General features: G+C 66.9%; 23 protein-coding genes. 12 read left to right on the top strand and 11 right to left on the bottom strand.

The genetic code is table 11. From position 1 onward, the window contains the following. Window positions 1-6 precede the first annotated feature (6 nt). The 3 genes from DT343_RS13470 to DT343_RS13480 all read right to left on the bottom strand — a co-directional run bounded on the left by DT343_RS13470 (window position 7) and on the right by DT343_RS13480 (window position 2,697). A complete protein-coding gene (locus DT343_RS13470; protein WP_112863261.1) occupies window positions 7-1,380 on the bottom strand; it encodes an NAD-dependent succinate-semialdehyde dehydrogenase in 1,374 nt (457 codons plus the stop codon). 93 nt (window positions 1,381-1,473) lie between these two features. Continuing rightward, on the bottom strand, window positions 1,474-1,725 hold the full coding sequence (locus DT343_RS13475; RefSeq protein WP_112863262.1) for a hypothetical protein: 252 nt from the start codon (window positions 1,723-1,725) through the stop codon (window positions 1,474-1,476). Window positions 1,726-1,797: 72 nt separating this feature from the next. Beyond that, a complete protein-coding gene (locus DT343_RS13480) occupies window positions 1,798-2,697 on the bottom strand; it encodes a hydrogen peroxide-inducible genes activator (RefSeq protein ID WP_112863263.1) in 900 nt (299 codons plus the stop codon). A 146-nt stretch (window positions 2,698-2,843) separates the two neighbouring features. Between DT343_RS13480 and katG the strand changes: the two genes are divergently transcribed. Further along, window positions 2,844-5,114, top strand: coding sequence for a catalase/peroxidase HPI (gene katG / locus DT343_RS13485; RefSeq protein ID WP_112863264.1), 2,271 nt, complete (start codon window positions 2,844-2,846; stop codon window positions 5,112-5,114). A gap of 145 nt (window positions 5,115-5,259) precedes the next feature. On the opposite strand, the gene DT343_RS13490 is transcribed toward katG, so the two are convergent. Both DT343_RS13490 and DT343_RS13495 read right to left on the bottom strand, forming a co-directional pair. After that, window positions 5,260-6,033 (bottom strand): glutaminyl-peptide cyclotransferase, encoded by a 774-nt coding sequence (locus DT343_RS13490; RefSeq protein ID WP_112863265.1) that lies wholly within the window; start codon window positions 6,031-6,033, stop codon window positions 5,260-5,262. 5 nt (window positions 6,034-6,038) lie between these two features. Beyond that, entirely contained in the window at window positions 6,039-6,866 is an 828-nt protein-coding gene (locus DT343_RS13495; RefSeq protein WP_112863266.1) for a TerC family protein, read from the bottom strand. A gap of 344 nt (window positions 6,867-7,210) precedes the next feature. Between DT343_RS13495 and DT343_RS13500 the strand changes: the two genes are divergently transcribed. The 6 genes from DT343_RS13500 (at window position 7,211) to DT343_RS13525 (ending at window position 13,354) form a co-directional block, all read left to right on the top strand. Continuing rightward, window positions 7,211-7,765, top strand: coding sequence for a F0F1 ATP synthase subunit delta (locus DT343_RS13500; protein ID WP_112863267.1), 555 nt, complete (start codon window positions 7,211-7,213; stop codon window positions 7,763-7,765). Window positions 7,766-7,837: 72 nt separating this feature from the next. Continuing rightward, entirely contained in the window at window positions 7,838-9,370 is a 1,533-nt protein-coding gene (atpA, locus tag DT343_RS13505; protein ID WP_017506807.1) for a F0F1 ATP synthase subunit alpha, read from the top strand. Between the two features lie 32 nt (window positions 9,371-9,402). Continuing rightward, a complete protein-coding gene (locus tag DT343_RS13510) occupies window positions 9,403-10,281 on the top strand; it encodes a F0F1 ATP synthase subunit gamma (RefSeq protein ID WP_045809980.1) in 879 nt (292 codons plus the stop codon). A 37-nt stretch (window positions 10,282-10,318) separates the two neighbouring features. Then, entirely contained in the window at window positions 10,319-11,863 is a 1,545-nt protein-coding gene (gene atpD, locus DT343_RS13515) for a F0F1 ATP synthase subunit beta (protein WP_112863268.1), read from the top strand. Between the two features lie 2 nt (window positions 11,864-11,865). Next, a complete protein-coding gene (locus tag DT343_RS13520) occupies window positions 11,866-12,135 on the top strand; it encodes an ATP synthase F1 subunit epsilon (RefSeq protein ID WP_039243854.1) in 270 nt (89 codons plus the stop codon). 85 nt (window positions 12,136-12,220) lie between these two features. After that, the gene (locus DT343_RS13525; RefSeq protein WP_112863269.1) at window positions 12,221-13,354 is read left to right on the top strand and encodes a serine hydrolase domain-containing protein; all 1,134 of its coding nucleotides are present in this window, start codon (window positions 12,221-12,223) and stop codon (window positions 13,352-13,354) included. Here the strand turns inward: DT343_RS13525 and DT343_RS13530 are convergent. The 3 genes from DT343_RS13530 to DT343_RS13540 are packed head-to-tail and all read right to left on the bottom strand — an operon-like array spanning window position 13,339 to window position 16,867. Then, the gene (locus tag DT343_RS13530) at window positions 13,339-14,853 is read right to left on the bottom strand and encodes an MFS transporter (protein ID WP_112863270.1); all 1,515 of its coding nucleotides are present in this window, start codon (window positions 14,851-14,853) and stop codon (window positions 13,339-13,341) included. The two genes, DT343_RS13525 and DT343_RS13530, sit on opposite strands and share 16 nt — an antisense overlap. A 25-nt stretch (window positions 14,854-14,878) precedes the next feature. Continuing rightward, window positions 14,879-15,805 (bottom strand): EamA family transporter RarD, encoded by a 927-nt coding sequence (gene rarD / locus DT343_RS13535; RefSeq protein ID WP_066628182.1) that lies wholly within the window; start codon window positions 15,803-15,805, stop codon window positions 14,879-14,881. Window positions 15,806-15,820: 15 nt separating this feature from the next. Continuing rightward, on the bottom strand, window positions 15,821-16,867 hold the full coding sequence (locus tag DT343_RS13540) for an aspartate-semialdehyde dehydrogenase (RefSeq protein ID WP_112863271.1): 1,047 nt from the start codon (window positions 16,865-16,867) through the stop codon (window positions 15,821-15,823). A gap of 142 nt (window positions 16,868-17,009) precedes the next feature. On the opposite strand from DT343_RS13540, the gene zapE reads away from it, so the two are divergent. Both zapE and DT343_RS13550 read left to right on the top strand, forming a co-directional pair. After that, window positions 17,010-18,101: a cell division protein ZapE gene (gene zapE, locus DT343_RS13545; protein ID WP_112863272.1), complete on the top strand. Its 1,092-nt coding sequence runs from the start codon at window positions 17,010-17,012 to the stop codon at window positions 18,099-18,101. Between the two features lie 35 nt (window positions 18,102-18,136). Further along, a complete protein-coding gene (locus tag DT343_RS13550; protein ID WP_112863273.1) occupies window positions 18,137-18,649 on the top strand; it encodes a YbjN domain-containing protein in 513 nt (170 codons plus the stop codon). A gap of 85 nt (window positions 18,650-18,734) precedes the next feature. On the opposite strand, the gene mdh is transcribed toward DT343_RS13550, so the two are convergent. Next, window positions 18,735-19,697: a malate dehydrogenase gene (gene mdh, locus DT343_RS13555; RefSeq protein WP_045809972.1), complete on the bottom strand. Its 963-nt coding sequence runs from the start codon at window positions 19,695-19,697 to the stop codon at window positions 18,735-18,737. 138 nt (window positions 19,698-19,835) lie between these two features. Between mdh and DT343_RS13560 the strand changes: the two genes are divergently transcribed. Both DT343_RS13560 and DT343_RS13565 read left to right on the top strand, forming a co-directional pair. Next, the gene (locus DT343_RS13560) at window positions 19,836-20,729 is read left to right on the top strand and encodes an SIMPL domain-containing protein (protein ID WP_112863274.1); all 894 of its coding nucleotides are present in this window, start codon (window positions 19,836-19,838) and stop codon (window positions 20,727-20,729) included. Further along, complete coding sequence (locus DT343_RS13565; RefSeq protein ID WP_112863275.1) at window positions 20,729-21,127, top strand: HIT domain-containing protein; 399 nt, start codon at window positions 20,729-20,731, stop codon at window positions 21,125-21,127. Before DT343_RS13560 ends, DT343_RS13565 begins: the two co-directional genes overlap by 1 nt. Before the next feature lie 149 nt (window positions 21,128-21,276). Here DT343_RS13565 and DT343_RS13570 read toward each other — a convergent pair whose 3' ends face one another. Continuing rightward, window positions 21,277-22,113, bottom strand: a complete 837-nt coding sequence (locus tag DT343_RS13570; protein WP_112863276.1) for an aldo/keto reductase — start codon at window positions 22,111-22,113, stop codon at window positions 21,277-21,279. Between the two features lie 47 nt (window positions 22,114-22,160). Here DT343_RS13570 and DT343_RS13575 point away from each other — a divergent pair, with 47 nt between their 5' ends. Next, window positions 22,161-23,132, top strand: coding sequence for an alpha/beta fold hydrolase (locus DT343_RS13575; protein WP_112863277.1), 972 nt, complete (start codon window positions 22,161-22,163; stop codon window positions 23,130-23,132). Here DT343_RS13575 and DT343_RS13580 read toward each other — a convergent pair. Further along, window positions 23,129-24,133, bottom strand: coding sequence for an LLM class flavin-dependent oxidoreductase (locus DT343_RS13580; protein WP_112863278.1), 1,005 nt, complete (start codon window positions 24,131-24,133; stop codon window positions 23,129-23,131). The genes DT343_RS13575 and DT343_RS13580 overlap by 4 nt on opposite strands. Window positions 24,134-24,220 lie beyond the last annotated feature (87 nt).

The raw sequence follows: 24,220 nt of genomic DNA on the forward strand, positions 1-24,220 counted from the left end.
CGGTGGTCAGTCGGCGCTGACGACCACCAGCTTGCGGTTTACGAACTCCTTGATGCCCACATCGCCCAGCTCGCGGCCGAAGCCCGAGCGTTTGACGCCGCCGAACGGCAGTTCGGGCATGGAGGTCGTGGTGGTGTTGATGAAGACCATGCCGGTCTCGATCCGAGAGGCCAGTTGGCGGGCGCGGTCGGTGTCGCCCGAGAAGATCGAGCCGCCCAAGCCGAAGTGGGAATCGTTGGCCAGGGCCACGCCCTCATCGTCGTCCTCGACCACGAAGACCTGGGCCACCGGGCCGAAGAACTCCTGATAGAAGGCCGGGTTGTCGCGCCCGACGTCAGTCAGGACGGTCGGCTCGTAGAAGAAGCCGGTGCGGTCGGCGGGCTTTCCGCCGGTCAGCGCCTTGGCGCCGTGCTGGATCGCCTCTTCCACCTGCTTGGTCAGGGTCTTCAGCGCATCCTCGGACGAGAGCGGGCCCAGGTCGGTGGCGTCGTCCAGCGGATCGCCCATGACGGCCTTCTTCATGCCTTCGACGAAGCCGGTGATGAAGGCGTCGGAGACCGACTTCTGGACGATGAAACGTTTGGAGCCGGTGCAGACCTGTCCGGCGTTGGACAGGCGGCCTTCGACGCCCGCCGCGACCGCCTTTTCGATGTCGGCGTCGTCCAGCACCACGAAGACATCGCTGCCGCCCAGTTCAAGCGTGGATTTCTTCAGCATTTCCGAGGCGCGGGCCGAAACCTTGGCGCCGGCGCCCTCCGATCCGGTCAGGGCCACGCCCTGGATGCGGTCGTCGCCGATCAGTTCCGCGACCTTGTCCGAGGAGATGTAGAGGTTGGCGACGAAGCCCTCGGGCGCGCCGGCCTCGCGCACCAGTTCGGCGAACCGGGCGGCGGAGCGCGGCACGATGCCCGCGTGTTTGTAGAGCACGGGATTGCCGACCGCGATGGCGGGAGCCACCACGCGGATCAGCTGATAGATCGGGAAGTTCCACGGCTCGACCGCCAGCAGCACGCCGATCGGGTGAAACTCGACCCAGGCTTCGCCCAGTTCGCTGTCGATCTTTTCGGGCTTGAGGAAGTCGGCGGCCTTCTCGGCATAGTAGGCGGCGATGCCGGCGCACAGATCAATCTCGCCCTGCCCCTGAGCCAGGGGCTTGCCCATCTCCTCGGCCATGGTGCGGGCCAGGTCGTCGCAGTTGTCTGTCAGCAGGCCTGACAAGGATTTTAGCACGGCGAGACGCGGCTGGATGTCGCCCTTGGACCAATCCGAATGGAACAGCCCGTCGGCTTTTGCCAGGGCGGCCTCGACGGCGTCGTCGGTGTGTTCCGGATAGTCCTCGACCAGCTGTTCGGTGAAGGGATTGAGGGTGCGATAGGCCATGGGGCGTCCTGAAGTTTCGGTCGGACGCCCGGGGCGGCGCCGATCCGTTGTCAGGAAAGCAAACGCGACCTGTCGGGGCGGGTTGCCTGGTCGTCAGTCCGGATCGCTGAACGGCGGCGGGAGTTGGCCGGACTTGAAGAGGATGGTTGGCTGTTCGTCGTAATCCCCCATTTCGGTGTCGGCCGAGACGGCGAAGGCGACGACGCCCAGACGCAACGGCGCCAGCCGTTCGGCCTTGCGACGCGCCTCTTCGGCGTCTTTGCAGCCGACCTGGGGTTCTGCGCGCAGGGCCTTGCCACGGCCTTGGACATAGGCCTGGACGATATAGACGGTTTCGGTTGCCATCCGTTTCCAAGCGGCCTGTTCGGCGCTCAGGTCAATCGATCAATCGAGCCTCAGTCCGTTTTCGCTCTAGCTTCACTCTAGCTTCAGGGCCTCGGCCAGCAGCCGGGCCTCGGCGGCGCGGCTGGAGCCGGCGCGCCAGGCGACGACGATCTCGCGATGGGGCGGGGCGCCGTCAGCCTGGTTCTCGAAGGCGCGAATGGCGACGGAGGGGTTGTCGGCCAGACCGGCCTGCACCGCCATCTTCGGCAGGAAGGAAACGCCGAGGCCCGAGCCGACCATCTGAACCAGGGTGTGCAGGCTGGTGGCCGCAAAGACGTCGTCGCCGCGCGGGGCCTCGATATCCAGCGCCGCCAGAGCGTGGTCGCGTAGGCAATGGCCGTCTTCCAGCAGGATCAGATCCTCGGCCCGCAGCGAGCCAGGTCGGATGGGACCAGGCGCGGCCAGGGCGTGGTCGTGGGGGGCGGCGGCCATGATCTCGTCGTCGCCTATGCGCGCGTGGGCGATGCCCGGCGCCTCATAGGGCAGGGCGATGACGGCGGCGTCGATCTGTCCCGCCTTCAGCGCCGCGATCAGCCGGGGCGTCAGATCCTCGCGGATGAACAGCTTCAGGCTGGGATAGGCGGCCTTTACCGAGGGGAGCTTGGCGGGCAGCAGGAAGGGGGCCACGGTCGGAATCACGCCCAGGCGGAATCGGCCGGACAGCAGACGCCCGGCGTTTTTGGCCGCCTCGACCAGATCCTCGGTGCGGGCCAGGACGTCCTCGGCGCGGCGAACGGCCTCCGCCCCAACGGCGGTCATGATCACGGCGCCGCGCGCGCGTTCGACCACCGGCGCGCCCAGGATGCGCTCCAACTCCTGCACCCCGGCGCTGAGGGCGGGTTGGCTGACGTGGGCGGCCTCGGCGGCGCGCGAGAAGCTGCCGTGTTCGGCAAGGAGCTTGAGATACTGGAGCTGACGCAGGGTGGGGAGCATGGAAGGGAAATAGGCCCGTCCTATGCTGACGCCAAGGATAATCGATTGGCTTTATCCGTTTGACCCGTGTCGTATGACCCCATCATCTACAGGGCGATCGAAAAATCGCTCGCCGTCGTGCGCCAGTGCAGCAGGGAGAAAACACCATGACCGACGAAGCCAAATGCCCCTTTTCCGGCCGGACGCCTAGGTCGGTCGCAGGCGGCGGCGTTCAGAACCGCGATTGGTGGCCCAATCAGCTGCGGGTCGATCTGCTGAACCAGCACTCGACCAAGTCCGACCCGTTGGGGGGGGCGTTCGACTACCGCGAGGCCTTTTCCAAGCTGGACTATGAGGCGCTGAAGGCGGATCTGCGCGCCCTGATGACGGACTCCAAGGATTGGTGGCCGGCGGACTTCGGCCATTATGGCCCGCAGTTCATCCGCATGGCCTGGCACAGCGCCGGCACCTATCGCGTCGGCGATGGTCGCGGCGGCGGCGGGCGGGGCCAGCAGCGGTTCGCCCCGCTGAACTCCTGGCCCGACAACGTCAATATCGACAAGTCACGCCGCCTGTTGTGGCCCATCAAGCAGAAGTATGGCCAGGCCATCTCGTGGGCCGACCTGATGATCCTGACCGGAAACGTCGCGCTGGAGACCATGGGCTTCCGCACCTTCGGCTTCTCCGGCGGCCGCGCCGATACCTGGGAGCCGGATCAGGACGTCTATTGGGGTCGCGAAACGACCTGGCTGGGCGGCGACGAGCGCTATGCCCACGGCTCGGACGGGGTGGTGAAGCCGGGCGACGAGGCCGTGCTGGTCAGCGATGACAATGCGGACGGCGACAAGCATTCGCGCGATCTGGAGAACCCGCTGGCGGCCGTGCAGATGGGCCTGATCTACGTCAATCCGGAGGGGCCGGACGGCAATCCCGATCCGATCGCGGCGGCGCGCGATATCCGCGACACCTTCGCCCGGATGGCGATGAACGACGAGGAGACGGTCGCCCTGATCGCGGGCGGCCATACCTTCGGCAAGACACACGGCGCGGGCCCTGCCGACCACGTCGGCGCGGAGCCTGAAGGCGACGGGCTGGAGGCGCAAGGCCTGGGCTGGACCTCGAGCTTTGGTACGGGGCACGGCGCCGACGCCATCACCAGCGGCCTTGAAGTCACCTGGACCCAGACGCCGGCCCAGTGGAGCAACTTCTTCTTCGAGAACCTGTTCGGCTTCGAATGGGAGCTGGAGAAGTCCCCGGCCGGGGCGCATCAGTGGGTGGCCAAGGATGCGGGCGAGATCATTCCCGACGCCCACGATCCGGCCAAGAAGAAGCGGCCGACGATGCTGACGACCGACCTGTCGCTGCGATTCGACCCGGCCTATGAGGCGATCTCGCGTCGCTTCCTGAATAATCCCCAAGCCTTCGCGGACGCCTTTGCGCGCGCCTGGTTCAAGCTGACGCACCGCGATCTGGGGCCGCGTTCGCGCTACGTCGGGCCGGAAGTCCCGGGCGAAGTCCTGTTGTGGCAGGATCCGGTGCCGGAGGTGGATCATCCGCTGATCGACGCGACGGACGCGGCGGCTCTGAAGGCCAAGGTGCTGGACTCGGGCCTGAGCGCCGCCGAACTTGTGGGCACGGCCTGGGCCTCGGCCTCGACCTTCCGCGGCGGGGACAAGCGGGGCGGGGCCAACGGCGCCCGCATCCGCCTGGCGCCGCAGAAGGATTGGGCCGTCAACCAGCCCGAACAGCTGGACCGGGTGCTCAAGACGCTGGAGCGCATCCAGACCGAATTCAATCAGGCGCAGACGGGCGGCAAGAAGGTGTCCCTGGCCGACCTGATCGTGCTGGCCGGTAATGCGGGCGTCGAGCAGGCGGCCAAGGCGGCGGGCCACGACGCCATCGTGCCGTTCACGCCCGGCCGGACGGACGCCAGCCAGGCGGACACGGACGTCGAATCCTTCGGCTATCTGGAGCCGGTCGCCGACGGCTTCCGCAACTTCCAGAAGGCGCGCTATGCCGTGCCGGCCGAGTCGCTGCTGATCGATCAGGCGCAGCGGCTGACGCTGACGGCGCCGGAGATGACGGTGCTGATCGGCGGCCTTCGGGCCATCAACATCAATACGGGCGGCGCGACGCACGGCGTGCTGACCGAACGGCCCGGCGTGCTGTCCAACGATGTCTTCGTCAACCTGCTGGACATGAACGTGAAATGGAGCGCGACCTCGGACGCCAAGGACGTGTTCGAAGGCCGCGATCGCAAGACGGGCGAAGCCAAGTGGACCGGCACACGTGTCGATCTGGTGTTCGGCTCCAACGCCGTGCTGCGGGCGCTGGCCGAGGTCTATGCTGGGGCCCACGCCGAAGGGAAGTTCGTCTCGGACTTCGTGGCGGCCTGGACCAAGGTCATGGAGCTCGACAGGTTCGACATGCACGGCTGAGCGAGATCTGACTTCCGATCGTCATTCCGGGGCTGAGCGAAGCGAGGAACCCGGAAACCAGGTGGACGGCCTCTATGGCTGGTGCTGATCCCCTGGGTTCCGGGTTCGTCCTGCGGACGCCCCGGAATGACGGGCCATTGGGAGATTATTTCAGCCGAATCTCGAACAGTTGCGGCCAGCGTTTGCCGGTGATGAACAGGCGTTTGCCCGCCGCGTCCCAGGCGATGCCGTTCAGGACGTCGTCGTTGGGGTCGAGGTACGCGCCCTTGGGGACCAGGGCGGTCAGGTCGATGAAGGCCTTGACCACGCCGGTCTCGGGATCGATGCGCGCGATGCGGTTGTCCTGCCAGATATTGGCGAAGACCTCGCCGTCGATCCATTCCAGTTCGTTGATCTGATCCAGCGGCCGGCCGTCAGCGGTGACCGAGACCCGGCCCGTTTCGGCCAGCGTCTCGGGGTCGAGGAAGCGCAGCTGGTCTGTGCCGTCGCTCATGATCAGCCGGCGCCCGTCGGTCGTCAGGGCCCAGCCCTCGCCCGGATAGGAGAAACCGCCCAGGGGCGAGAAGTCATCCAGCTTCCAGATGAAGCCGATGTGGTTGCGCCAAGTCAGGCTGTAGAGCTTGCCGTTCAGCGTGGTCATGCCCTCGCCGAAATAGATGGTCGGCAGGTCGCGCTGACGCTCCACGCGGCCGGTCTCCAGATCGACCTTGCGGATAAAGGACGGATACAGGCCCGTGCTCTCGTAAAGGTCGCCGTCGTGAAAGAAGAGGCCTTCGGTGAAGGCCGCCGTGTCGTGCGGATAGGCCCGCACGACCTCGTAGGACTGGACCGGGACCTCGGCCCTGACCGGCAGGGCGACGCCTGTCGTCAGCAGCAGACCGGCGACAAGGCCGGCGAGCCGGGACGACAGGCGCATCATGAGCCTCAGCCCCGCTCTGCGGCGGCTTCGGCCTCGGCCTTCCGGGCGCGGGCCTCGGCGGCGTTCGCCTCGTTGCGGGCCAGTTCGGCCTTTTCCTTCTTGGATGCGGATTTGCGACCCAGCATGTTCAACGCCTCAACACCGGCCGAGAAGGCCATTGCCGCATAGATGTAGCCCTTGGGCACATGATAGCCGAAGCCGTCGGCGATCAACACCATGCCGATCATCAGCAGGAAGCCGAGCGCCAGCATGACGACGCTGGGATTCTTGTTGATGAAGTTGGCCAGGGGGTCGGCGGCCAGCAGCATGACGGTCACGGCGACCAGAACGGCGACGACCATGATCGGCAGGTGCTCGGTCATGCCGACGGCGGTCAGGATCGAATCGATCGAGAAGACGATGTCCAACAGGATGATCTGGAAGATGGCCGCGCCGGCGTTGGCGATGACCACGTCCTTCTTGTCCATGACATCGTGGCTGGGCGTGGGATCGACCGTGTGGTGGATTTCCTTGGTCGCCTTCCAGACCAGGAAGAGGCCGCCCGCGATCAGGATCAGGTCCTTCCAGGAGAATTCATTGCCCATGACGGTGAAGACCGGCTGAACCAGACCGACCAACCAGGCGATGATCGACAGCAGGGCCAGGCGCATGATCAAAGCCAGGCCGATACCGATCCGCCGCACCCTCTGCCGCTGATGCTCGGGCAGCTTGTTCGACAGGATCGAGATGAAGATCAGGTTGTCGATGCCGAGCACGACCTCCATCACGATGAGGGTCACCAATGCGGCCCAGGCGGCCGGATCGGAGAACAGAGGGATTATGCTGTCGAGCATGGGGGGTCCTGAGGGAGCGAAAAGCTTGAGCGGAAAGCGCTAGAGCCGACGCAGGTTCCGATCAAGCGATGGGGTGCGGCGTCATGGTCGCACCCCCCTGGGCTCGGTCGCCCTTCCTACTCTGTGTGGAAGGAAACGGGGGCGCGCTCTCGCCCTGCGTCATCGGTGCGCCTTCACGCAATGTTGCGAGCGGCGAAACCCCGTGCTATCAGGCGCCCGGCTTGAAGGGGGCGTATTTACGGATACGGCCTCCGTCGTGCTTTCCGAAAGCATTTCAAGCTTTTGACCGTTGCGAGCCTCGCTTTCGGTTGCGACCCTGACACAACGACCTCGGACCCTAATCAGTGGCTGATGATTTCAGAACGACGGAAGTCGGCGATCGCTACGCACAGGCGCTGTTCGACCTGGCGCTGGAAACCGGCCGCCTGGACGCCGTCCGCGCCGACCTGAAGTCGCTGAAGGCGGCCTGGAGCGAAAGCGCCGACCTGCGTCGCCTGGCGACCTCGCCCGTCATCGCCGCACCGGACCAGGCCAAGGGTCTGGTGGCTATCGCCGCCAAGGCCAAGTTCGAACAGACCACGACCAACTTCTTGGGTCTGCTGGCTCAGAACCATCGCGCCAAGGATCTGCCCGCCGTGATCGCCGGGTTCGAGGCGCGCTACGCCAAACACGCCGGCGTGGTCGCCGCCGAGGTCGTCTCGGCCCAGCCGCTGGACGCCAAACAGATCGCCGCCATCACCGCCGCCCTGTCCAAGAGCCTGGGCAAGGCCCCGGAACTGACCGCGCGCGTCGATCCGTCGATCCTGGGCGGCCTGAAGGTCAAGGTGGGCTCGAAACTGTTCGACGCCTCGCTGAAGACCAAGCTCGACCAGATGAAGTTCGCCCTCAAGCGCGCGTAAACGCGCTCCCGCCACCCAGAATGCGCGCCTGAACGGCGCACCCGCAGAAGACTGAAGAACAGAGAGCCCGTCATGGACATCCGCGCCGCTGAAATCTCGGCCATCCTCAAGTCGCAGATCGCCAACTTCGGCGTCGAAGCCGACGTTTCCGACGTCGGCAGCGTGCTGTCGGTCGGCGACGGCATCGCCCGCATCCACGGTCTGGACAATGTCCAGGCCGGTGAAATGGTCGAGTTCACCAAGGCCGGCGTGAAGGGCATGGCCCTGAACCTGGAACGCGACAATGTCGGCGCCGTGATCTTCGGCGCCGACGCCGCGATCGCCGAGGGCGACGACGTGCGCCGTCTGGGCGAGATCGTGGACGTGCCGGTCGGCCGTGGCCTGCTGGGTCGCGTCGTCAACCCGCTGGGCGAGCCGATCGACGGCAAGGGCCCGATCGAGTTCACCGAGCGCCGCCGCGTTGACGTCAAGGCGCCCGGCATCATCCCGCGCAAGTCGGTCCATGAGCCGATGCAGACCGGCCTGAAGGCCATCGACACCCTGATCCCCGTCGGCCGCGGCCAGCGCGAGCTGATCATCGGCGACCGTCAGGTCGGCAAGACCGCCGTCGCCATCGACACCATCCTGAACCAGAAGAGCGTCAACAAGACCGACGATGAGAGCGCCAAGCTCTACTGCATCTACGTCGCCATCGGTCAGAAGCGTTCGACGGTAGCCCAGATCGTCAAGACCCTCGAAGAGTCCGGCGCGCTGGAATACACGATCGTCGTGGCCTGCACCGCCTCGGAGCCGGCCCCGCTGCAGTTCCTGGCCCCGTTCGCCGGCACCGCCATGGGCGAGTTCTTCCGCGACAACGGCATGCACGCCCTGATCGTCTATGACGACCTGTCCAAGCAGGCCGTCGCCTATCGCCAGATGTCGCTGCTGCTGCGCCGCCCGCCCGGCCGTGAAGCCTATCCGGGCGACGTCTTCTATCTGCACAGCCGCCTGCTGGAACGTTCGGCCAAGCTGAACGAGGACTATGGTTCGGGCTCGATGACCGCCCTGCCGATCATCGAAACGCAAGCGAACGACGTTTCGGCCTACATCCCCACCAACGTGATCTCGATCACCGACGGTCAGATCTTCCTGGAATCGGACCTGTTCTATCAGGGCATCCGTCCGGCCGTGAACGTCGGCATCTCGGTGTCGCGCGTCGGCTCGTCGGCCCAGACCAAGGCGATGAAGAAGGTCGCCGGTTCGATCAAGGGCGAGCTGGCCCAGTATCGCGAGATGGCCGCCTTCGCCAAGTTCGGCTCGGACCTGGACGCCTCGACCCAAAAGCTGCTGGCGCGCGGCGCCCGCCTGACGGAACTGCTGAAGCAGCCGCAGTATTCGCCGCTGGCGATGGAAGAGCAGGTCGTCTCGGTCTACGCCGGCACGCGCGGCTATATCGACGGCATCGCGGTCGGCGACGTCGGCCGCTTCGAGAAGGAGCTGCTGGCGCGCATCCATGCGAACCACGCGTCGCTGCTGGAAGGCATCCGCACCAAGAAGGACCTGACCTCGGACCTCGAAGCCGAGCTGAAGGACATCCTGGCCGCCTTCGTCAAGACCTTCGCCTGAGCCCCTCCGGACAGCTGAGAGAGTAGCGCCGGATGGCCAGCCTTAAGGAAATGCGCAATCGGATCGGAAGCGTGAAAGCCACGCAGAAGATCACGAAAGCCATGCAGATGGTCGCCGCGGCCAAGCTGAAGCGCGCCCAGGATCAGGCCGAGAGCGCCCGGCCCTATGCGCAGAAGATGGCCTCGGTCATCGCCAATCTGGCCGCCGGCGTCTCGGGCGCCGACGCGCCCAAGATGCTGTCGGGCACGGGCCAGGACCAGCGTCACCTGATCGTCGTGGCGACAGCGGACAAGGGTCTGGCGGGCGGTTTCTCGACCAACGTCATCCGCGCCGCGCGCGAGCGGATCAACAGCCTGATCAACGCCGGCAAGGATGTGAAGATCATCGCCGTCGGCAAGAAGTCGCGCGATCAGCTGGCGCGTCTGTACGGCGACAAGGTGGTTCACACTTTCGAACTGTCGGACCACAAGACGATCGGCCTGCCGTCGGCCCAGCCGGTCGCCGAAATGATCGCCACGGCGTTCGAAGAGGGGCAGGCCGATGTGGTCACCCTGTTCTACAGCCAGTTCAAGTCGGTGATCCAACAGGTCCCGACGGCCAAGCAACTGATCCCGGCCGTGGTCGAGGGAGATGCGGCGCCGATCGACCTGAACGGCGCGGTCTATGAGTACGAGCCCTCGGAAGAGGAAATCCTGGAAACCCTGCTGCCGCGCGCGCTGACGACCCAGATCCTGGCCGCGCTGTACGAGAACCAGGCCGGCTTCTTCGGCTCGCAGATGGCGGCGATGGACAATGCGACGCGAAATGCGGGCGACCTCATCAACGCCCTGACGCTGCAGTACAACCGCAAGCGCCAAGCCCAGATCACCACCGAGCTGATCGAGATCATCGCCGGCGCCGAAGCCCTCTGATCCCGACCGAACAGACATTCCGATACGGACCCTGACCATGACCGACACCGTCGCCCCCCCCGCCGCCAAGAAACCCGCAGCCCGCAAGCCCGCCGCCGCCAAGGCCGCTGCGGCCGCCGCGCCCGTCAACGTCGCCGGCTCGGGCAAGATCGCCCAGGTCATCGGCGCCGTCGTCGACGTCGAGTTCGACGGCCACCTGCCGGCGATCCTGAACGCCCTGCACACCCAGAACGTCGACCAGAAGACGGGCGAGCCCTTCACCCTGGTTCTGGAAGTCGCCCAGCACCTGGGTGAGAACATGGTCCGCGCCATCTCGATGGACACGACCGAAGGCCTGACGCGCGGCCAGCCCGTGACCGACACCGGCTCGTCGATCCAGGCTCCGGTCGGCCCCGGCACCTTGGGCCGCATCATGAACGTCGTCGGCCAGCCGATCGACGAAGCCGGCCCGATCGCCACCACCGAATACCGCCCGATCCACAAAGAAGCGCCCAGCTTCGAAGAGCAGTCGACCTCGTCGGAAATCCTGGTCACGGGCATCAAGGTCATCGACCTGATGTGCCCCTACACCAAGGGCGGCAAGATCGGCCTGTTCGGCGGCGCCGGCGTGGGCAAGACCGTGACCATGCAGGAGCTGATCAACAACATCGCCAAGGCGTACGGCGGTTATTCGGTTCTGGCCGGCGTGGGCGAGCGCACCCGCGAAGGCAACGACCTGTATCACGAGATGATCGAGTCCAACGTGAACGTGGACCCGTCCAAGAACGGCGGCTCGACCGAGGGCTCCAAGTGCGCCCTGGTGTACGGCCAGATGAACGAGCCCCCCGGCGCCCGCGCTCGCGTCGCCCTGACCGGCCTGTCGATCGCGGAATACTTCCGTGACGAAGAAGGCAAGGACGTGCTGCTGTTCGTCGACAACATCTTCCGCTTCACGCAAGCCGGTTCGGAAGTGTCGGCTCTGCTGGGCCGCATCCCCTCGGCCGTGGGCTATCAGCCGACGCTGGCCACCGAGATGGGCAACCTGCAGGAGCGCATCACCTCGACCAAGAAGGGTTCGATCACCTCGGTCCAGGCCATCTACGTGCCCGCCGACGACCTGACCGACCCGGCGCCCGCCGCCTCGTTCGCCCACTTGGACGCGACGACGGTGTTGAGCCGCGACATCGCCGCCCAGGCCATCTTCCCGGCCGTTGACCCGCTGGACTCGACCTCGCGGATCATGGACCCGCTGGTCATCGGCGACGAACACTACAACGTCGCCCGTTCGGTTCAGGAAGTGCTGCAGCAGTACAAGGGCCTGAAGGACATCATCGCCATCTTGGGCATGGACGAGCTGTCGGAAGAGGACAAGCTGGTCGTCTCGCGCGCCCGCAAGATCCAGCGCTTCCTGTCGCAGCCCTTCTTCGTGGCCGAACAGTTCACCAACTCGCCCGGCAAGTTCGTCGAGCTGGCCGACACGATCCGCTCGTTCAAGGGCATCGTCGCCGGTGAATACGACCACCTGCCGGAAGCCGCCTTCTACATGGTCGGCTCCATCGAAGAGGCCGTCGCCAAGGCCGAGAAGATGGCGTCGGAAGCCTGATCATGGCCGGCAAGCTGAACTTCTCCCTCGTCTCGCCGGAACGCGAGGTCTTCTCGGGCCTCGTGGACCAGGTCGATGCACCGGGCGTCGAGGGCGACTTCGGCGTTCTGCCGGATCATGCGCCTTTCATGACCGCCCTGCGCGAGGGTCTGGTGACCGTCTATAACAACGGCTCAAAGACCCAGTACGATGTCCACGGCGGCTTTGCCGACGTGAACGGCGAAGGCCTGACCATCCTGGCCGAACAGGCCACCGAGGTCGTCGCGGCCTGATTCCGTCGAAGGATCGAACGATTTGAGGCCTCCCGTTTCGGCGGGAGGCCTTTTTCGTGGGCGGCGAGCGCGCTAGGACCGGCCCATGACCGATCTCATCGACATCCACGGCGTTTGCGCACCCGGCTATGAGGCCGTGCGCGAGGCGTTCGCCGCCAACTTCACCGTCGCGCCCGAGGGGCTGAACGAGCAGGCGGCGCGGTTCAGCGTGCTGGTCGAGGGCCAGGCGGTCGTCGATCTGTGGGCGGGCCATGCGGATACGGCCAGGACGACGCCGTTTACCGACACCACCCTGACCTCGGTGTTTTCGACCGGCAAGGCGGTGATGGCCATTCTGATGGCGAGCGCGGTCGAGGCGGGTCAGATCGACTATGACCAGACGATCGCCTCGCTGTGGCCCGAGTTCGGGGCGGCGGGCAAGGCGGAGGTCACCGTCGCCCAGCTGATGAGCCACCAGTCGGGGCTGCCGGGCTTTTCCGAGGCGGTCGATCCGACGATCTGGTTCGATGTGCCCGCGGTGCTGGCGCGTCTGGCGGCCCAGGCGCCGATGTGGCCGCCGGGTTCAGCCTCGGGCTATCACCCGATCACCGTCGGCTATCTGGCCAATGAGGTCTATCGCCGCGCGACCGGCCGGACGATGGGCCAGGCGCTGCGCCAGGACTTCCCGGAGCTGGACCTGTGGATCGGCCTGCCCGAAAGCGAACACGGGCGCGTGGCGCAGATGCGCAAACCCACGGCGGCGCCCAGCCTGGGGGCCATCGATCCGATCAAACAGGCGGCCTTCCTGGATCGCGGCTCGGCGCCGGGCGGGCGCGGTTCGGCGGCCTGGCGCGAGATGGAGATTCCGTCGGCCAATCTGCACGGCACGGCGCTGGGCCTGGCGAAGATGCTGGGCGTGGTGGCCAATGGCGGCGTGCTGGACGGCCGGTCGGTGCTGTCGGCGGGAACTCTGGATCAGCTGACGCGCGAGCGCATCCATGGGCCGGATAAGGTGCTGCCCTATACGATCAGCTGGGCGGCCGGTCTGATGCGCAATGACGGGCTGAAGGTGTTCGGGCCGAACGACGCCTTTGGCCATTATGGCTGGGGCGGGTCGATGGCCATGGCGGATCCGTCGCGGAAGCTGTCGGCGGCCTATGTGATGACGCGCCAGTCGCCGCACCTGATCGGCGACCCTCGGCCCAAGCGGTTGCTGGACGCGCTCTACGCCGCCTTGTGAACCGGGCCGGGCGCGGTCAGCAGGCCGATCAGGCCGGCCAAGCCCGCGCAGCCGGCGCACGTCAGGATCACGGCCCGAAACGCCGCATGGAAGGCGTCGCGGGCGACGGGCGTGACCTCGCCGCCCGACATGACTTGGGCCAGCTGGGCGCGCGTGTCAGGCAGGTTGGCGACCTGGGCGAAGACCGCAGACAGCACCAGGCCCAAGAGGGCGACGGCCAGAAGGCTGGCCACGCGCGCCACCGCATTGTTGACGCCCGAGGCCACGCCGGTGTGGCCCGCCTTGACGGCCCCCATCACCGTCGCCGTCAGCGGCCCGACCGCCAGGGTCATGCCGATCGCCAGCACCGTCATCCCCGCCAGCGGTCCGTCGACATAGCCCGCGCCCGGCGCAGGCACGCCGAGGAGCGCCAGCCCGATCCCGGCCAGGGCCGGCCCGACGCTGAGCGACAGACGCGCGCCGAACCGATCGGCGACCCGTCCAGCGAGACCGGAAAACAGGCCCATGACGGCGGCGAAGGGCAGCATGGCGGCCCCGGCTTCGGTCGCGCTCCAGCCGTGAACCCGGATCAGATCGAAGGGCAGGAAGAACATCGCCCCGCCCAAGGCGAAATAGAGCAGCAGGGTCAGCAGATTGATCCCGCTGAACACGGAGGACGAAAACAGGCCCAGCGGCATCATCGGGTGGCTCTGGTGCGCCTCGGCCCAGACGAAGGCGGCCAGCAGCGCCGCGCCCACGCCCAGTGCGGCCAGGATCGCGGGCGATGCGAACCCCAGATCGGGCGCGGCGGTCAGGGCCCAGGTCAGGGCGCCCAGCCCGGCGACCGCCAGAACCGCGCCCAGACCGTCCAGACCGCGCGCGTCGGGATCACGGCTCTCGGGCGTGGCGGCCAGGGTCACCACAGCGGTCAGGATCGCCAGCGGGACGTTGATCCAGAAGATGGCGCGCCAGTCGGCGGCGTCGGCCAGCCATCCTCCGATCAGCGGCCCGATCATGCCGGTCAGCGCCCCGAACCCGGCCCAGGTTCCAAAGGCCTTGCCGCGCTCCTCGGGCGGGAAGGTTGCGCCGATCACCGCCAAGGCGCCGGGCGTCAGAAGCGCCGCGCCGATCCCCTGGATCGCCCGGCCGGCGACCAGGGCCTGGACGGTGGGCGCCAGGGCGCAGCCGATGGAGGCCAGGGCGAAGATCGCGACCCCGATCAGAAAGACGCGCCGGCGGCCGAACCGATCGCCGGCCGCGCCGCCGATCAGAACGAGGGCGCCCAGCGTCAGCAGATAGGCGTTCGACACCCACTGGACCGCCGCCGTGCCGGCCGCAAGATCCCGCTGTACGGCGGGCAAGGCGACGCCCAGGGCTGAGCCGTCGATGAAGGTCAGGCTGGAGCCCAGCACCGTCGCGGCCAGCACCCAGCGTTTGCGCGCCGCCGACAGCGGATGGGCCGGTTCGGCGGCGGCGTGGACCTGTCCGCCTTCGCAGGGGCCCCGTTGGGCGGTCGTCATGGCCTCGCCTCCGTATGGGCGAACGCTACGCCGGTTCCGCCGTGGTCTTCAACGCCTCGCGTGCCGCGCGGCTGCGATTGAAGGCGGCCAGGGCGAAGACGCCGGCGCCGGCCCAGATGAAGACGAAGGACACGATCCGCAGCAGGGTCAGAGGCTCGCCGGTCGCGACGCCGCAGGCGAACTGCAGCGTCGGGGCGAGGAACTGGATGAAACCGACCGTGGACAGGGGCAGACGCCGCGCCGACCAGGCGAACAGCGCCAGCGGGATCACGGTCGCCGGGCCGTTCACAAGCGCCCAGATCAGGCCGGAGGGCGATGCAAATCCGACCGCCTGACCGTGGGTGGTCAACCAGGCCAGGAAGACCGCGCCGATGGGCAGCAGCACCAGACATTCCACGAACAGACCAGTCTGGGCCGAGGCGGGCACGCGCTTTCGGATCACCGCATAGGCGCAGAAGGTGACCGCCAGGGTCAGGCCGATGATCGGCACATGCCCGAGGGCGATCGTCTGGATCACGACTCCGATGGCGGCCAGACCGATGGCGAGCGCGCTCCAGCGGTCGATCTTCTCGCGGAACAGCACGGCGCCGGCCGCCATGTTGAGCAGGGGATTGATATAGTAGCCGAGGCTGGCCTCCAGCGTCGCATGATGCGTGGTGGCGAAGACGTAGAGGCTCCAGTTCGTGCCGATTAGCAGCGCGGACAGGGCCAGCCAGGCCAGGGTGCGCGGCGTGGCCAGCACCCGGCGCGCCTCGCCCCATTGCCCAGCCAGCAGCAGGACCAGACCGGCAACGAAGACCGACCAGACCGCCCGGTGCGCCAGGATTTCAGGCGCGCCGAAGCCGTGCGCCGCCATCGCCATGAACAGCAGCGGCAGAAGCCCCCACAGGGTGTAGCAGGCGATGGCCGTGCCGACGGCGCGGCCGTCGGCAGGGGGTGCGTGGGCGTTCATGACGGTTGAGACCGCCTAGACCGTGATCGAACGATATCCCGACGACGACTTGATCACGCCGGTCTCATCCAGAAGCTGGGCGATCTGGACGGCGTTCAGGGCGGCGCCCTTGCGCAGGTTGTCGGACACGACCCAAAGGTTCAGGCCGTTCTCGACGGTCGTGTCCTTGCGGATGCGGCTGACATAGACGGCGTGTTCGCTGGCGGCGTCGACGGGGGTGATATAGCCGTCGTGCTCCTGCTTATCGATAACCAGCACGCCCGGCGCCTCGCGCAGGATGGCGCGGGCCTCGTCGGGTTCGATGGGGCGGTCGAACTCCACATTCACGGCCTCGGAGTGACCCACGAAGACGGGCACGCGCACGCAGGTGACGGTGACCTTGATGTCGGGGTCCAGCATCTTGTGCGTCTCGTCCGACATCTTCTTCTCCTCGTCGGTGGAGCCGTCCTCGAGGAAGGAGCCGATGTAGGGGATGACGTTGAAGGCGATCTGTTTGGGGAACTTCTTAGGCGTGGCGTCGCCCAGGCCGTAGATGGCCTTGGTCTGGTTCCACAGCTCGTCCATGCCTTCCTTGCCGGCGCCGGACACCGACTGATAGGTCGAGACGACCACCCGCTTGATCTTGGCCGTATCGTGCAGCGGCTTCAGCGCCGTCACCAGCTGGATGGTCGAGCAGTTGGGATTGGCGATGATGTTCTTCTTGGTCGCGTCCTTGATGGCGTCCGGGTTCACCTCGGGCACGATCAGCGGCACGTCGGGGTCCTTGCGGAAGGCCGAGGAGTTGTCGATCACGATAGGACCGGCCTTGCCGATCTTCTCGGACCATTCCTTGGACACCGCGCCGCCGGCGGACATCAGGACGATGTCGACCTTGGAGAAGTCGAACTGCTCGATGTCCTGGCATTTGATGGTCTTGTCGCCGAACGAGACCTCGACGCCCTTTGACTTGCGCGAGGCGATGGCGTGGATTTCATCGACGGGGAATTCCAGCTCCTCGAGGATGTTCAGCATTTCGCGGCCCACATTGCCCGTGGCTCCGACGATGGCGACGCGATAACCCATTTCTTCTTGTCCTTCGGACGCGCTACCGCTCGGCCCGCGGGGCCTCGCTGCTTGAGCGCATTGTAGTGATGGCCTTGCAAATAGGCGTTCAGGGCCGTGAAGCAATCGCTTTTCGCTGGAGGGAGCGTTAAGCACCGCTCCCATGACCTCCCGTATCCGCAACGCCTACGACATCCGCGTGGAAGAGGGCGTGCTCACGCCCGATCCAGCGCAGGAGAGCGTGATCACGGCGCTGGAGCGGCTGGAGGTCGATCTGGCCAAACGCGGCCTGTTCGGCAAGGCGCCGGAGGTGCGGGGCGTCTACCTCTACGGCCCGCCCGGACGCGGCAAGTCGATGCTGATGGACCTATTCTATTCGGCGACGCCCGAGCCGCGAAAGACGCGGGCGCACTTCCACGCCTTCATGGCGCGCATCCACGATCTGGTGAAACAGTGGCGCGAGGGGGATGCGAAGGCCCGCAAGGCCGTGTTCGGAACCCATAAGGGCGACGACCCCATCCCGCCGATCGCGAAGCTGATCGCGTCGGAAGCCCGCCTGCTGTGTTTTGACGAATTGCAGGTCACCGACATCGCCGACGCCATGATCCTGGGCCGGCTGTTCGAAGCCCTGTTCGAAGATCGGGTGGTGCTGGCTGTCACCTCGAACCGGGCGCCGGAGGACCTCTACAAGAACGGCATCAACCGCCAGCTCTTCACCCCCTTCATCGACATCATCCGCGACCGTTGCGCCGTGGTTCAGACGGCGGGCGCGCGCGACTGGCGGCTGGACCGGATGACCTCGGCCCAGGTCTGGCACACGCCGGACGACCGCGCGGCGTTCGAGGCTTTATGGCGCGAGCTGAAGGGGGGCGAGCCGGAAGAACCGGCGCACCTGAGCGTGTTGGGCCGCGATGTGGTGGTGCAGCGCACCGTGGGATCGATGGCGAGGGCGACGTTTGCCGAGCTGTGCGCCAGGCCGCTGGGGCCGCAGGATTATCTGGCCATCGCCCAGCGGTTCCACACCCTGTTCCTGGAAGACGTGCCGATCTTGAGTTCGGCCAACCACCACGAGGCGCGGCGTCTGGTGACCCTGGTGGACGCCCTCTATGAAGCCAAGACCAAGCTGATCGTGCTGGCGGCGGCCAAGCCGGAGGCCCTCTATACCGAAGGGGTGGGGGCGTTCGAGTTCGAGCGCACCGTGTCGCGCTTCAACGAAATGCAGAGCAAGGACTGGCTGGCGCACGTCCGCGACTGACGGCTAGGGTGGGGGCTGACCTTCGGAGTGTTTTTATGCGCCGCCTCGCCCTCGCCGCCGTCCCACTTGCCGCTCTGGCCTTAGCCGTTTCGCCGCTGACGGCGGGAGGAGCGCTCGCCCAGACGGCGCCGGCTGCGGCCAGTCGCGGTCTGACGCCGGGCGAGGTCGGGACGTGGATCACCGGGCTGGGCGGGCGGGTCGGGCCGGTGCAGACCGAGAACGGCCTGACCTTCTTCACCGTGACCAATGCGGGCCTGACCTGGGCGGTCTTCTTCTACGGCTGCGAGGCGTCTGGCTGCGGCGAGGTTCAGTTCAGCGCCGTTGTGCCCGGCGCCGGGGCGACGCTGGACAAGGTCAACGCCTGGAACCGCGACAACCGCTATCTGAAAGCCTTCCACACCGCGGCCGACACGCCGACAGCGACGGTGCAGTACGATGTCGTCGTGCTGTCGGGCGAAGGCGTGACGCAACTGGCGGACCCGCTGACGGTTTGGCTGCAACTGCTGCCCAAGTTTGCAGCAGGCATGGGCTACGTGCCGCCGCAATGATGTCCCTGTCCCAACGGGAGAAGGGAAAAGAAAAAGGGCCTGCGGATCGCTCCGCAGGCCCTTCGTCATTCGATGGTCGCGCGGCTTACGCCAGCGAGGAGTCGATGTCCTTGCAGGCTTGCAGCAGGCCCTGGACCGAGGCGACGGACTTTTCGAACATCGCCTTTTCTTCGTCGTTGGTGGTGAACTCGACGATCTTCTCGACGCCGCCAGCGCCGATCAGGGCGGGGACGCCGACGTAGAGGTCCGACAGGCCGTATTCGCCCGACAGCCAGACGGCGCAGGGCAGGACGCGCTTCTGGTCCAGCAGGTAGGACTTGGCCATGGCGATCGCGGATTCCGCCGGGGCGTAGAAGGCCGAGCCGGTCTTCAGCAGGGCCACGATCTCGCCGCCGCCCTTGCGGGTGCGCTCGACGATAGCGTCCAGTTCGTCCTGCGACAGGAAGCCGGCGGCGACGGCGTCCGGCAGGGGCAGGCCGCCGACGGTCGAGTGGCGCACCATCGGCACCATGTCGTCGCCGTGACCGCCCAGGGTCCAGGCGTGGATGTCCTGAACCGACACGCCGGTCTTTTCAGCCAGGAAGTAGGCGAAGCGGGCCGAGTCCAGCACGCCGGCCATGCCGACCACCTTCTCCTTCGGCAGGCCCGAGAACTTCTGCAGGGCCCAGACCATGGCGTCGAGCGGGTTGGTGATGCAGATGACGAAGGCGTTGGGGGCGTGGGCCTTGATGCCCTCGCCGACGGCCTTCATGACCTTCAGGTTGATGCCGATCAGGTCGTCGCGGCTCATGCCCGGCTTGCGCGGCACGCCGGCGGTGACGATGCAGACGTCGGCGCCCGCGATGTCGGCATAGTCGTTGGCGCCCTTCAGGGCCACGTCCTGGCCGAAGACGGCCGAGGCCTCGGCGATATCCAGCGCCTTGCCCTGCGGGGTGCCTTCGGCGATGTCAAACAGGATCACGTCGCCCAGGGCTTCGCGCGCGGCCACGTGGGCCAGGGTTCCGCCGATCATGCCGGCGCCGATAAGGGCGATCTTCGCGCGAGCCATGGATGTCTCCGTTTATTGCGTGTGCGAAAGGGGATTAATCGTGCGGGCGGTCTAGACCCCTCGCGCGGCTGTCGCAAGAACCTCGCTTTACGGCCTTGGTCAGGCTTGCGAATGTCCGGCGACAACCGGAGGACTTCGATGCGCCGTTCATTCGCTTTCGCCCTGCTGGTGGCCTCCGTCGCCACGCCTGTGCTGGCCCAGACGCCGCCCGCGACCATCGGCGACCGCTATATCCCGGCGCCCTGGTGGATGCGCGATCCGGTCATCGCCTCCGTCGGCCAGGTGCGGGTGGAGATTCAAGCCAACCGCGCCTTCGTTTCGGCCAGCTTCCAGTCGGTGGACCGCAGCGTCGCCGAGGCCTCGCGCGCCGCCGCCGATCAGGTTCGGGCGCTGAGCCAGGCGTTGTCGGCCTATGGCGCGGACAAGGTGCGGGTCGAGACCAGCGTCACCACCCGCCCGCTCTATGACCAATACCGCGACGAAAACGGGGTTATGCGCGACAACACCCGCGCCGACCGCGTGGCCCGCTATCAGGCCGACGCCTCGGTCAATGTGACGGTGCGCGATGTGCGCCTGATCGAGCGGGTCTATGCGACCATCGTGGCTTCGCGTCCGACCTCGATCGGACAGGTCAATTTCAACCTAGACCCCGACAACAGCTGGAAGGCCAATCTGCAGGCCGAGGCGATGAAGGATGCGCGACGCCGGGCCGAGGCGGCGGCGACCAACGCCGGCGCGACCCTCGGGCGGGTCAAGATCATCGATCCGTCGGGGCGGGTCTGCCAGACGGACGTCCTGGCGGGCTGGCCTTCATACGCCGCAGGGGGCGGGCAGGAGACGACGGTAGACGACATCGTGGTGACGGGGTCGCGATCGGAAGCGCGCATGGAATATGCCGCGCCTCCAGCTCCGCCCCCTCCGCCCGGAGGCGGGGCGCCCAGCGAGGCCCAGATCGAGGCGGCGCGTCTGGCGCTGCAACCGCCGTTGCAGGTGATGACCGACAGCGCCTGCGTCATCTATGGGCTGAACTGATGGGGTTTTCCGTCGCGCTCGCCTTCGAGGCGGGATCGGTCGCCGCCGCCGAATGGCCCTTGTGCCATGTGCGGCTTCAGGACGACGCCCGCTTCCCCTGGCTCATCCTTATCCCCCGCGTCGAGGGGGCGGTGGAGCTGGAAGACCTCAGTGTCGAACAGCAGACCATGTTGATGGAGGAGACGGTGCGGGCCGGGGCGCTGGTTCGGCGGCTGTGTGCGGTGGAAAAGCTGAACGTCGGCGCCATCGGCAATGTGACGGCGCAACTGCATGTCCATGTGGTCGGCCGCCGCCGCGACGACGGTCTCTGGCCCGATCCGGTCTGGGGTCGCGGGACGGTTGTTCCGTATACAGACGATGAGCTGGCGCAATTGCTGGGCGTGATCCGGGGCGACTAGGCCGCCGCTCCCGCATCGTCTTTCCGGAGCCGCGCGCAGCGGGGAACCCGGAACCCAAGACCGCCGCACGGTCGGCCATTCAGTCTGTCCGTGATGCTCTCCTGGGTTCCGGGTTTGTCCTACGGACGCCCCGGAATGACGGCAAATGTTTAGATAATATCGAGCGGGACGGCGTGTTTCGGGGGCGGGAAGGCCGCATCCAGCCGTTCCAGGTCTTCCAGATCGAACTGGATCTCAAGGGCGTCGGCGTTGGCCTCGACGTGTTCGACCGAACTGGCCTTGGGGATGGCGATGACGCCGTCGTGGCGCAGGACGGCGGCCAGCGCCACCTGGGCCGGGCTGGCGGAATGGCGATTGGCGATGTCGCGGATCAGGGGCTGCTCCAGCAATTCGCCTCGCCCAAGCGGCGAATAGGCCATCATCGGCATGTCGCGCGCCTGCATCCACGGGAAGAGGTCGAACTCCACCCCGCGCGAGGCGAGATTATAGAGCAGTTGGTTGGCGGCGCAGTCCTCGCCCCCCTCGATCTCCATCAGCTGCTCCATGGCGCGCAGGTCCAGGTTCGACACGCCCCATCGGGCGATCATCCCCTCGTCGACCAGATCGCGGAAGGCTTCGACGGTCTCTTCCAGCGGCACATGGCCTTCCCAGTGCAGCAGATAGAGGTCCAACCGCTCGACGCCGAGCCGTTCCAGCGACTTCTCGCAGGCCAGCATCATCTTCATCTCCGACGCGTTCTCGGGGCGGACCTTGGAGACCAAAAAGACCTCATCGCGGCGTCCGGCGATGACCTCGCCCACCAGCCGTTCCGAGCGACCGTCGCCATAGAGTTCAGCCGTGTCGATCAGGGTCATGCCCAGGTCGATGCCGCGCGCCAGGGCCTGCTGCTCCTCATCGCGCCAGGCCGGGTCGTCGCCCAGCTCCCAGGTGCCTTGGCCGAGGGCGGGAACGGTCGTACCGTCCGCAAAGGTGACGAGGCGGGTCATGTCCGTCCTGACGATAATGAGCGGCGAAGACGCCGTCGGAGGAAGCGATGCGAACCCGGCATATCAAGACCGACGGTCTGGTCCAACAGGTTCTGGAGGCCGGGTTCGAGGATGACAACGCGCCGCTGGTCCTGCTGATCCACGGCTTTCCCGAACTGGGGATCAGTTGGCGCGCCCAGGTCGAGGCGATCTCGCAGGCGGGTTATCATGTCGTCGCCCCGGACATGCGAGGCTATGGCGGGACGGCCAAGCCGGCGGGGGTGGAGACCTACTCGATCCTGCATCTGGTCGGGGACATGGTCGATCTGGTCCGGGCGCTGGGCAAGGCGTCTTGCGTCGTCGTCGGCCATGACTGGGGCGCGCCGGTGGCCTGGCATTGCGCCTTGTTGAGGCCGGATCTGTTCACGGCGGTCGCGGGCCTGTCGGTGCCGTTCCAGCCGCGCCGACCCAAGGGACCTCCCACCGCCGCCATGGCCGCCATCTCGAAACGGGCCGGGCTGGGCGACCTCTATATCAGCCGGTTCCAGGCGCCGGACGCGCACCGCGCGCTGGACGCCGATCCGGCGATGGCGCTGAGGAAATTGTTTTATGCCTACGATGGCGCGACCGCCGCCGATCGCAGATCGACCGGCTTCATGCCCGAAGGCGTGGCCCTGCTCGACACCATCGCCGACGACGCGACCCTGCCGCCGTGGATGAGCGAGGCGCATTTCGACGAATATGTGCAGGCCTTCTCAGTCGGCGGATTCGAAGGACCCCTGAACTGGTATCGGGCGATGGACCTGAACTGGTCGCTGACGGCCTTCGTTCAGGACCAGAAGATCACCCAGCCCGCCCTGTTCATCGTCGGCGAGGACGACCCGGTGCGCCACTACGCCGGCGGGCATGAGGCGGGCCTGAAGGACTGGGCGCCCAACCTGATCCGATCCGTCGTCGTGCCGGGCGCGGGCCACTGGATCCAGCAGGAACGGGCGAACGAGATCAACCGCCTGCTGATGGATTTTCTGAAGGGCCTCTAGGCCGCCTGCTTCGTCGCCATCTGATCACGCACCTCGGCCACGATCTCCAGGCTGCGGATGCGGGCGGCGTTGTCGAACATCATGCCGGTGACCATCAGCTCGTCCACGCCGGTCAGGGCGATGAAGTCGGTCAGTTGGCGTTTGACGGTCTCCGGACCGCCGATAGCGGAATAGAGCAGGCGGCCCTCGGCGCCCGCGACCTGCTGCGGCGTCAGGATTGTGGTGATGTCGTCTACGGGCGGCGGCAGCTTTCCCGGCTTGCCGGTCGAGAGGCGGGCGAAGCTCTGCTGCATCGAGGTGGACAGGCGCACGCCCTGCTCGTCCGTGTCGGCGGCGAAGACGTTGATCGCGGCCATGGCGTGGGGCTTGGCCAAGCGGTCCGAGGGGACGAACTCGCGGCGATACAGGGCCAGGGCCTCCAGCAGCAGTTCGGGCGCGAAATGGCTGGCGAAGGCGTAGGGCAGGCCGAGTTGGCCCGCGAGCTGGGCGCTGAATAGGCTGGAGCCCAACAGCCAGATCGGCACGCGCAGGCCGGCGCCCGGGACGGCGCGGACGGGCTGATTCTCAGACGCCGGCTCGAACCACTGGATCAGCTCGACCACATCGCGCGGGAACTGGTCTGCGCCTTCGAAATAGCGCCGCAGCGCACGGGCGGTAGCGCCGTCCGTGCCGGGCGCGCGGCCCAGGCCGAGGTCGATGCGGCCGGGGAACAAGGTCTCCAGCGTGCCGAACTGTTCGGCGACGACCAGGGGCGCATGGTTGGGCAGCATGACGCCGCCGGAGCCGACGCGAATGCGCTCGGTCCCCGCCGCGACATGGCCGATGACGATGGCGGTCGCGGCGCTGGCGATGCCGGGCATATTGTGGTGTTCGGCCAGCCAGAAGCGCTCATAGCCGAGCCGATCGGCGGCCTGAGCCAGGGCCAGGGTTTCATCCAGGCCGCGTCGGGCGTCGCCGCCTTCGACGATGGGGGAAAGGTCGAGAACTGAAAAGGGGATCATGACGCCTAGATCGGGTCTGTCCCTCGGGGTTCAAGGGCGAGGGTCTGGAACCGCAACCGGATCAGGCGCTTTAAACTCATCTCGACG

The sequence above is a fragment of the Brevundimonas vesicularis genome, assembly GCF_900445985.1.
GTDB classification, from domain to species: domain Bacteria; phylum Pseudomonadota; class Alphaproteobacteria; order Caulobacterales; family Caulobacteraceae; genus Brevundimonas; species Brevundimonas vesicularis_D.

Excerpts from the sequence above, each read along its gene's own strand:
- DT343_RS13470 (WP_112863261.1), bottom strand. The coding sequence starts at position 1,380 with ATGGCCTATCGCACCCTCAATCCCTTCACCGAACAGCTGGTCGAGGAC.
- DT343_RS13475 (WP_112863262.1), bottom strand. The coding sequence starts at position 1,725 with ATGGCAACCGAAACCGTCTATATCGTCCAGGCCTATGTCCAAGGCCGT.
- DT343_RS13480 (WP_112863263.1), bottom strand. The coding sequence starts at position 2,697 with ATGCTCCCCACCCTGCGTCAGCTCCAGTATCTCAAGCTCCTTGCCGAA.
- katG (WP_112863264.1), top strand. The coding sequence starts at position 2,844 with ATGACCGACGAAGCCAAATGCCCCTTTTCCGGCCGGACGCCTAGGTCG.
- DT343_RS13490 (WP_112863265.1), bottom strand. The coding sequence starts at position 6,033 with ATGATGCGCCTGTCGTCCCGGCTCGCCGGCCTTGTCGCCGGTCTGCTG.
- DT343_RS13495 (WP_112863266.1), bottom strand. The coding sequence starts at position 6,866 with ATGCTCGACAGCATAATCCCTCTGTTCTCCGATCCGGCCGCCTGGGCC.
- atpA (WP_017506807.1), top strand. The coding sequence starts at position 7,838 with ATGGACATCCGCGCCGCTGAAATCTCGGCCATCCTCAAGTCGCAGATC.
- DT343_RS13510 (WP_045809980.1), top strand. The coding sequence starts at position 9,403 with ATGGCCAGCCTTAAGGAAATGCGCAATCGGATCGGAAGCGTGAAAGCC.
- atpD (WP_112863268.1), top strand. The coding sequence starts at position 10,319 with ATGACCGACACCGTCGCCCCCCCCGCCGCCAAGAAACCCGCAGCCCGC.
- DT343_RS13520 (WP_039243854.1), top strand. The coding sequence starts at position 11,866 with ATGGCCGGCAAGCTGAACTTCTCCCTCGTCTCGCCGGAACGCGAGGTC.
- DT343_RS13525 (WP_112863269.1), top strand. The coding sequence starts at position 12,221 with ATGACCGATCTCATCGACATCCACGGCGTTTGCGCACCCGGCTATGAG.
- DT343_RS13530 (WP_112863270.1), bottom strand. The coding sequence starts at position 14,853 with ATGACGACCGCCCAACGGGGCCCCTGCGAAGGCGGACAGGTCCACGCC.
- rarD (WP_066628182.1), bottom strand. The coding sequence starts at position 15,805 with ATGAACGCCCACGCACCCCCTGCCGACGGCCGCGCCGTCGGCACGGCC.
- DT343_RS13540 (WP_112863271.1), bottom strand. The coding sequence starts at position 16,867 with ATGGGTTATCGCGTCGCCATCGTCGGAGCCACGGGCAATGTGGGCCGC.
- zapE (WP_112863272.1), top strand. The coding sequence starts at position 17,010 with ATGACCTCCCGTATCCGCAACGCCTACGACATCCGCGTGGAAGAGGGC.
- DT343_RS13550 (WP_112863273.1), top strand. The coding sequence starts at position 18,137 with ATGCGCCGCCTCGCCCTCGCCGCCGTCCCACTTGCCGCTCTGGCCTTA.
- mdh (WP_045809972.1), bottom strand. The coding sequence starts at position 19,697 with ATGGCTCGCGCGAAGATCGCCCTTATCGGCGCCGGCATGATCGGCGGA.
- DT343_RS13560 (WP_112863274.1), top strand. The coding sequence starts at position 19,836 with ATGCGCCGTTCATTCGCTTTCGCCCTGCTGGTGGCCTCCGTCGCCACG.
- DT343_RS13565 (WP_112863275.1), top strand. The coding sequence starts at position 20,729 with ATGGGGTTTTCCGTCGCGCTCGCCTTCGAGGCGGGATCGGTCGCCGCC.
- DT343_RS13570 (WP_112863276.1), bottom strand. The coding sequence starts at position 22,113 with ATGACCCGCCTCGTCACCTTTGCGGACGGTACGACCGTTCCCGCCCTC.
- DT343_RS13575 (WP_112863277.1), top strand. The coding sequence starts at position 22,161 with ATGCGAACCCGGCATATCAAGACCGACGGTCTGGTCCAACAGGTTCTG.
- DT343_RS13580 (WP_112863278.1), bottom strand. The coding sequence starts at position 24,133 with ATGATCCCCTTTTCAGTTCTCGACCTTTCCCCCATCGTCGAAGGCGGC.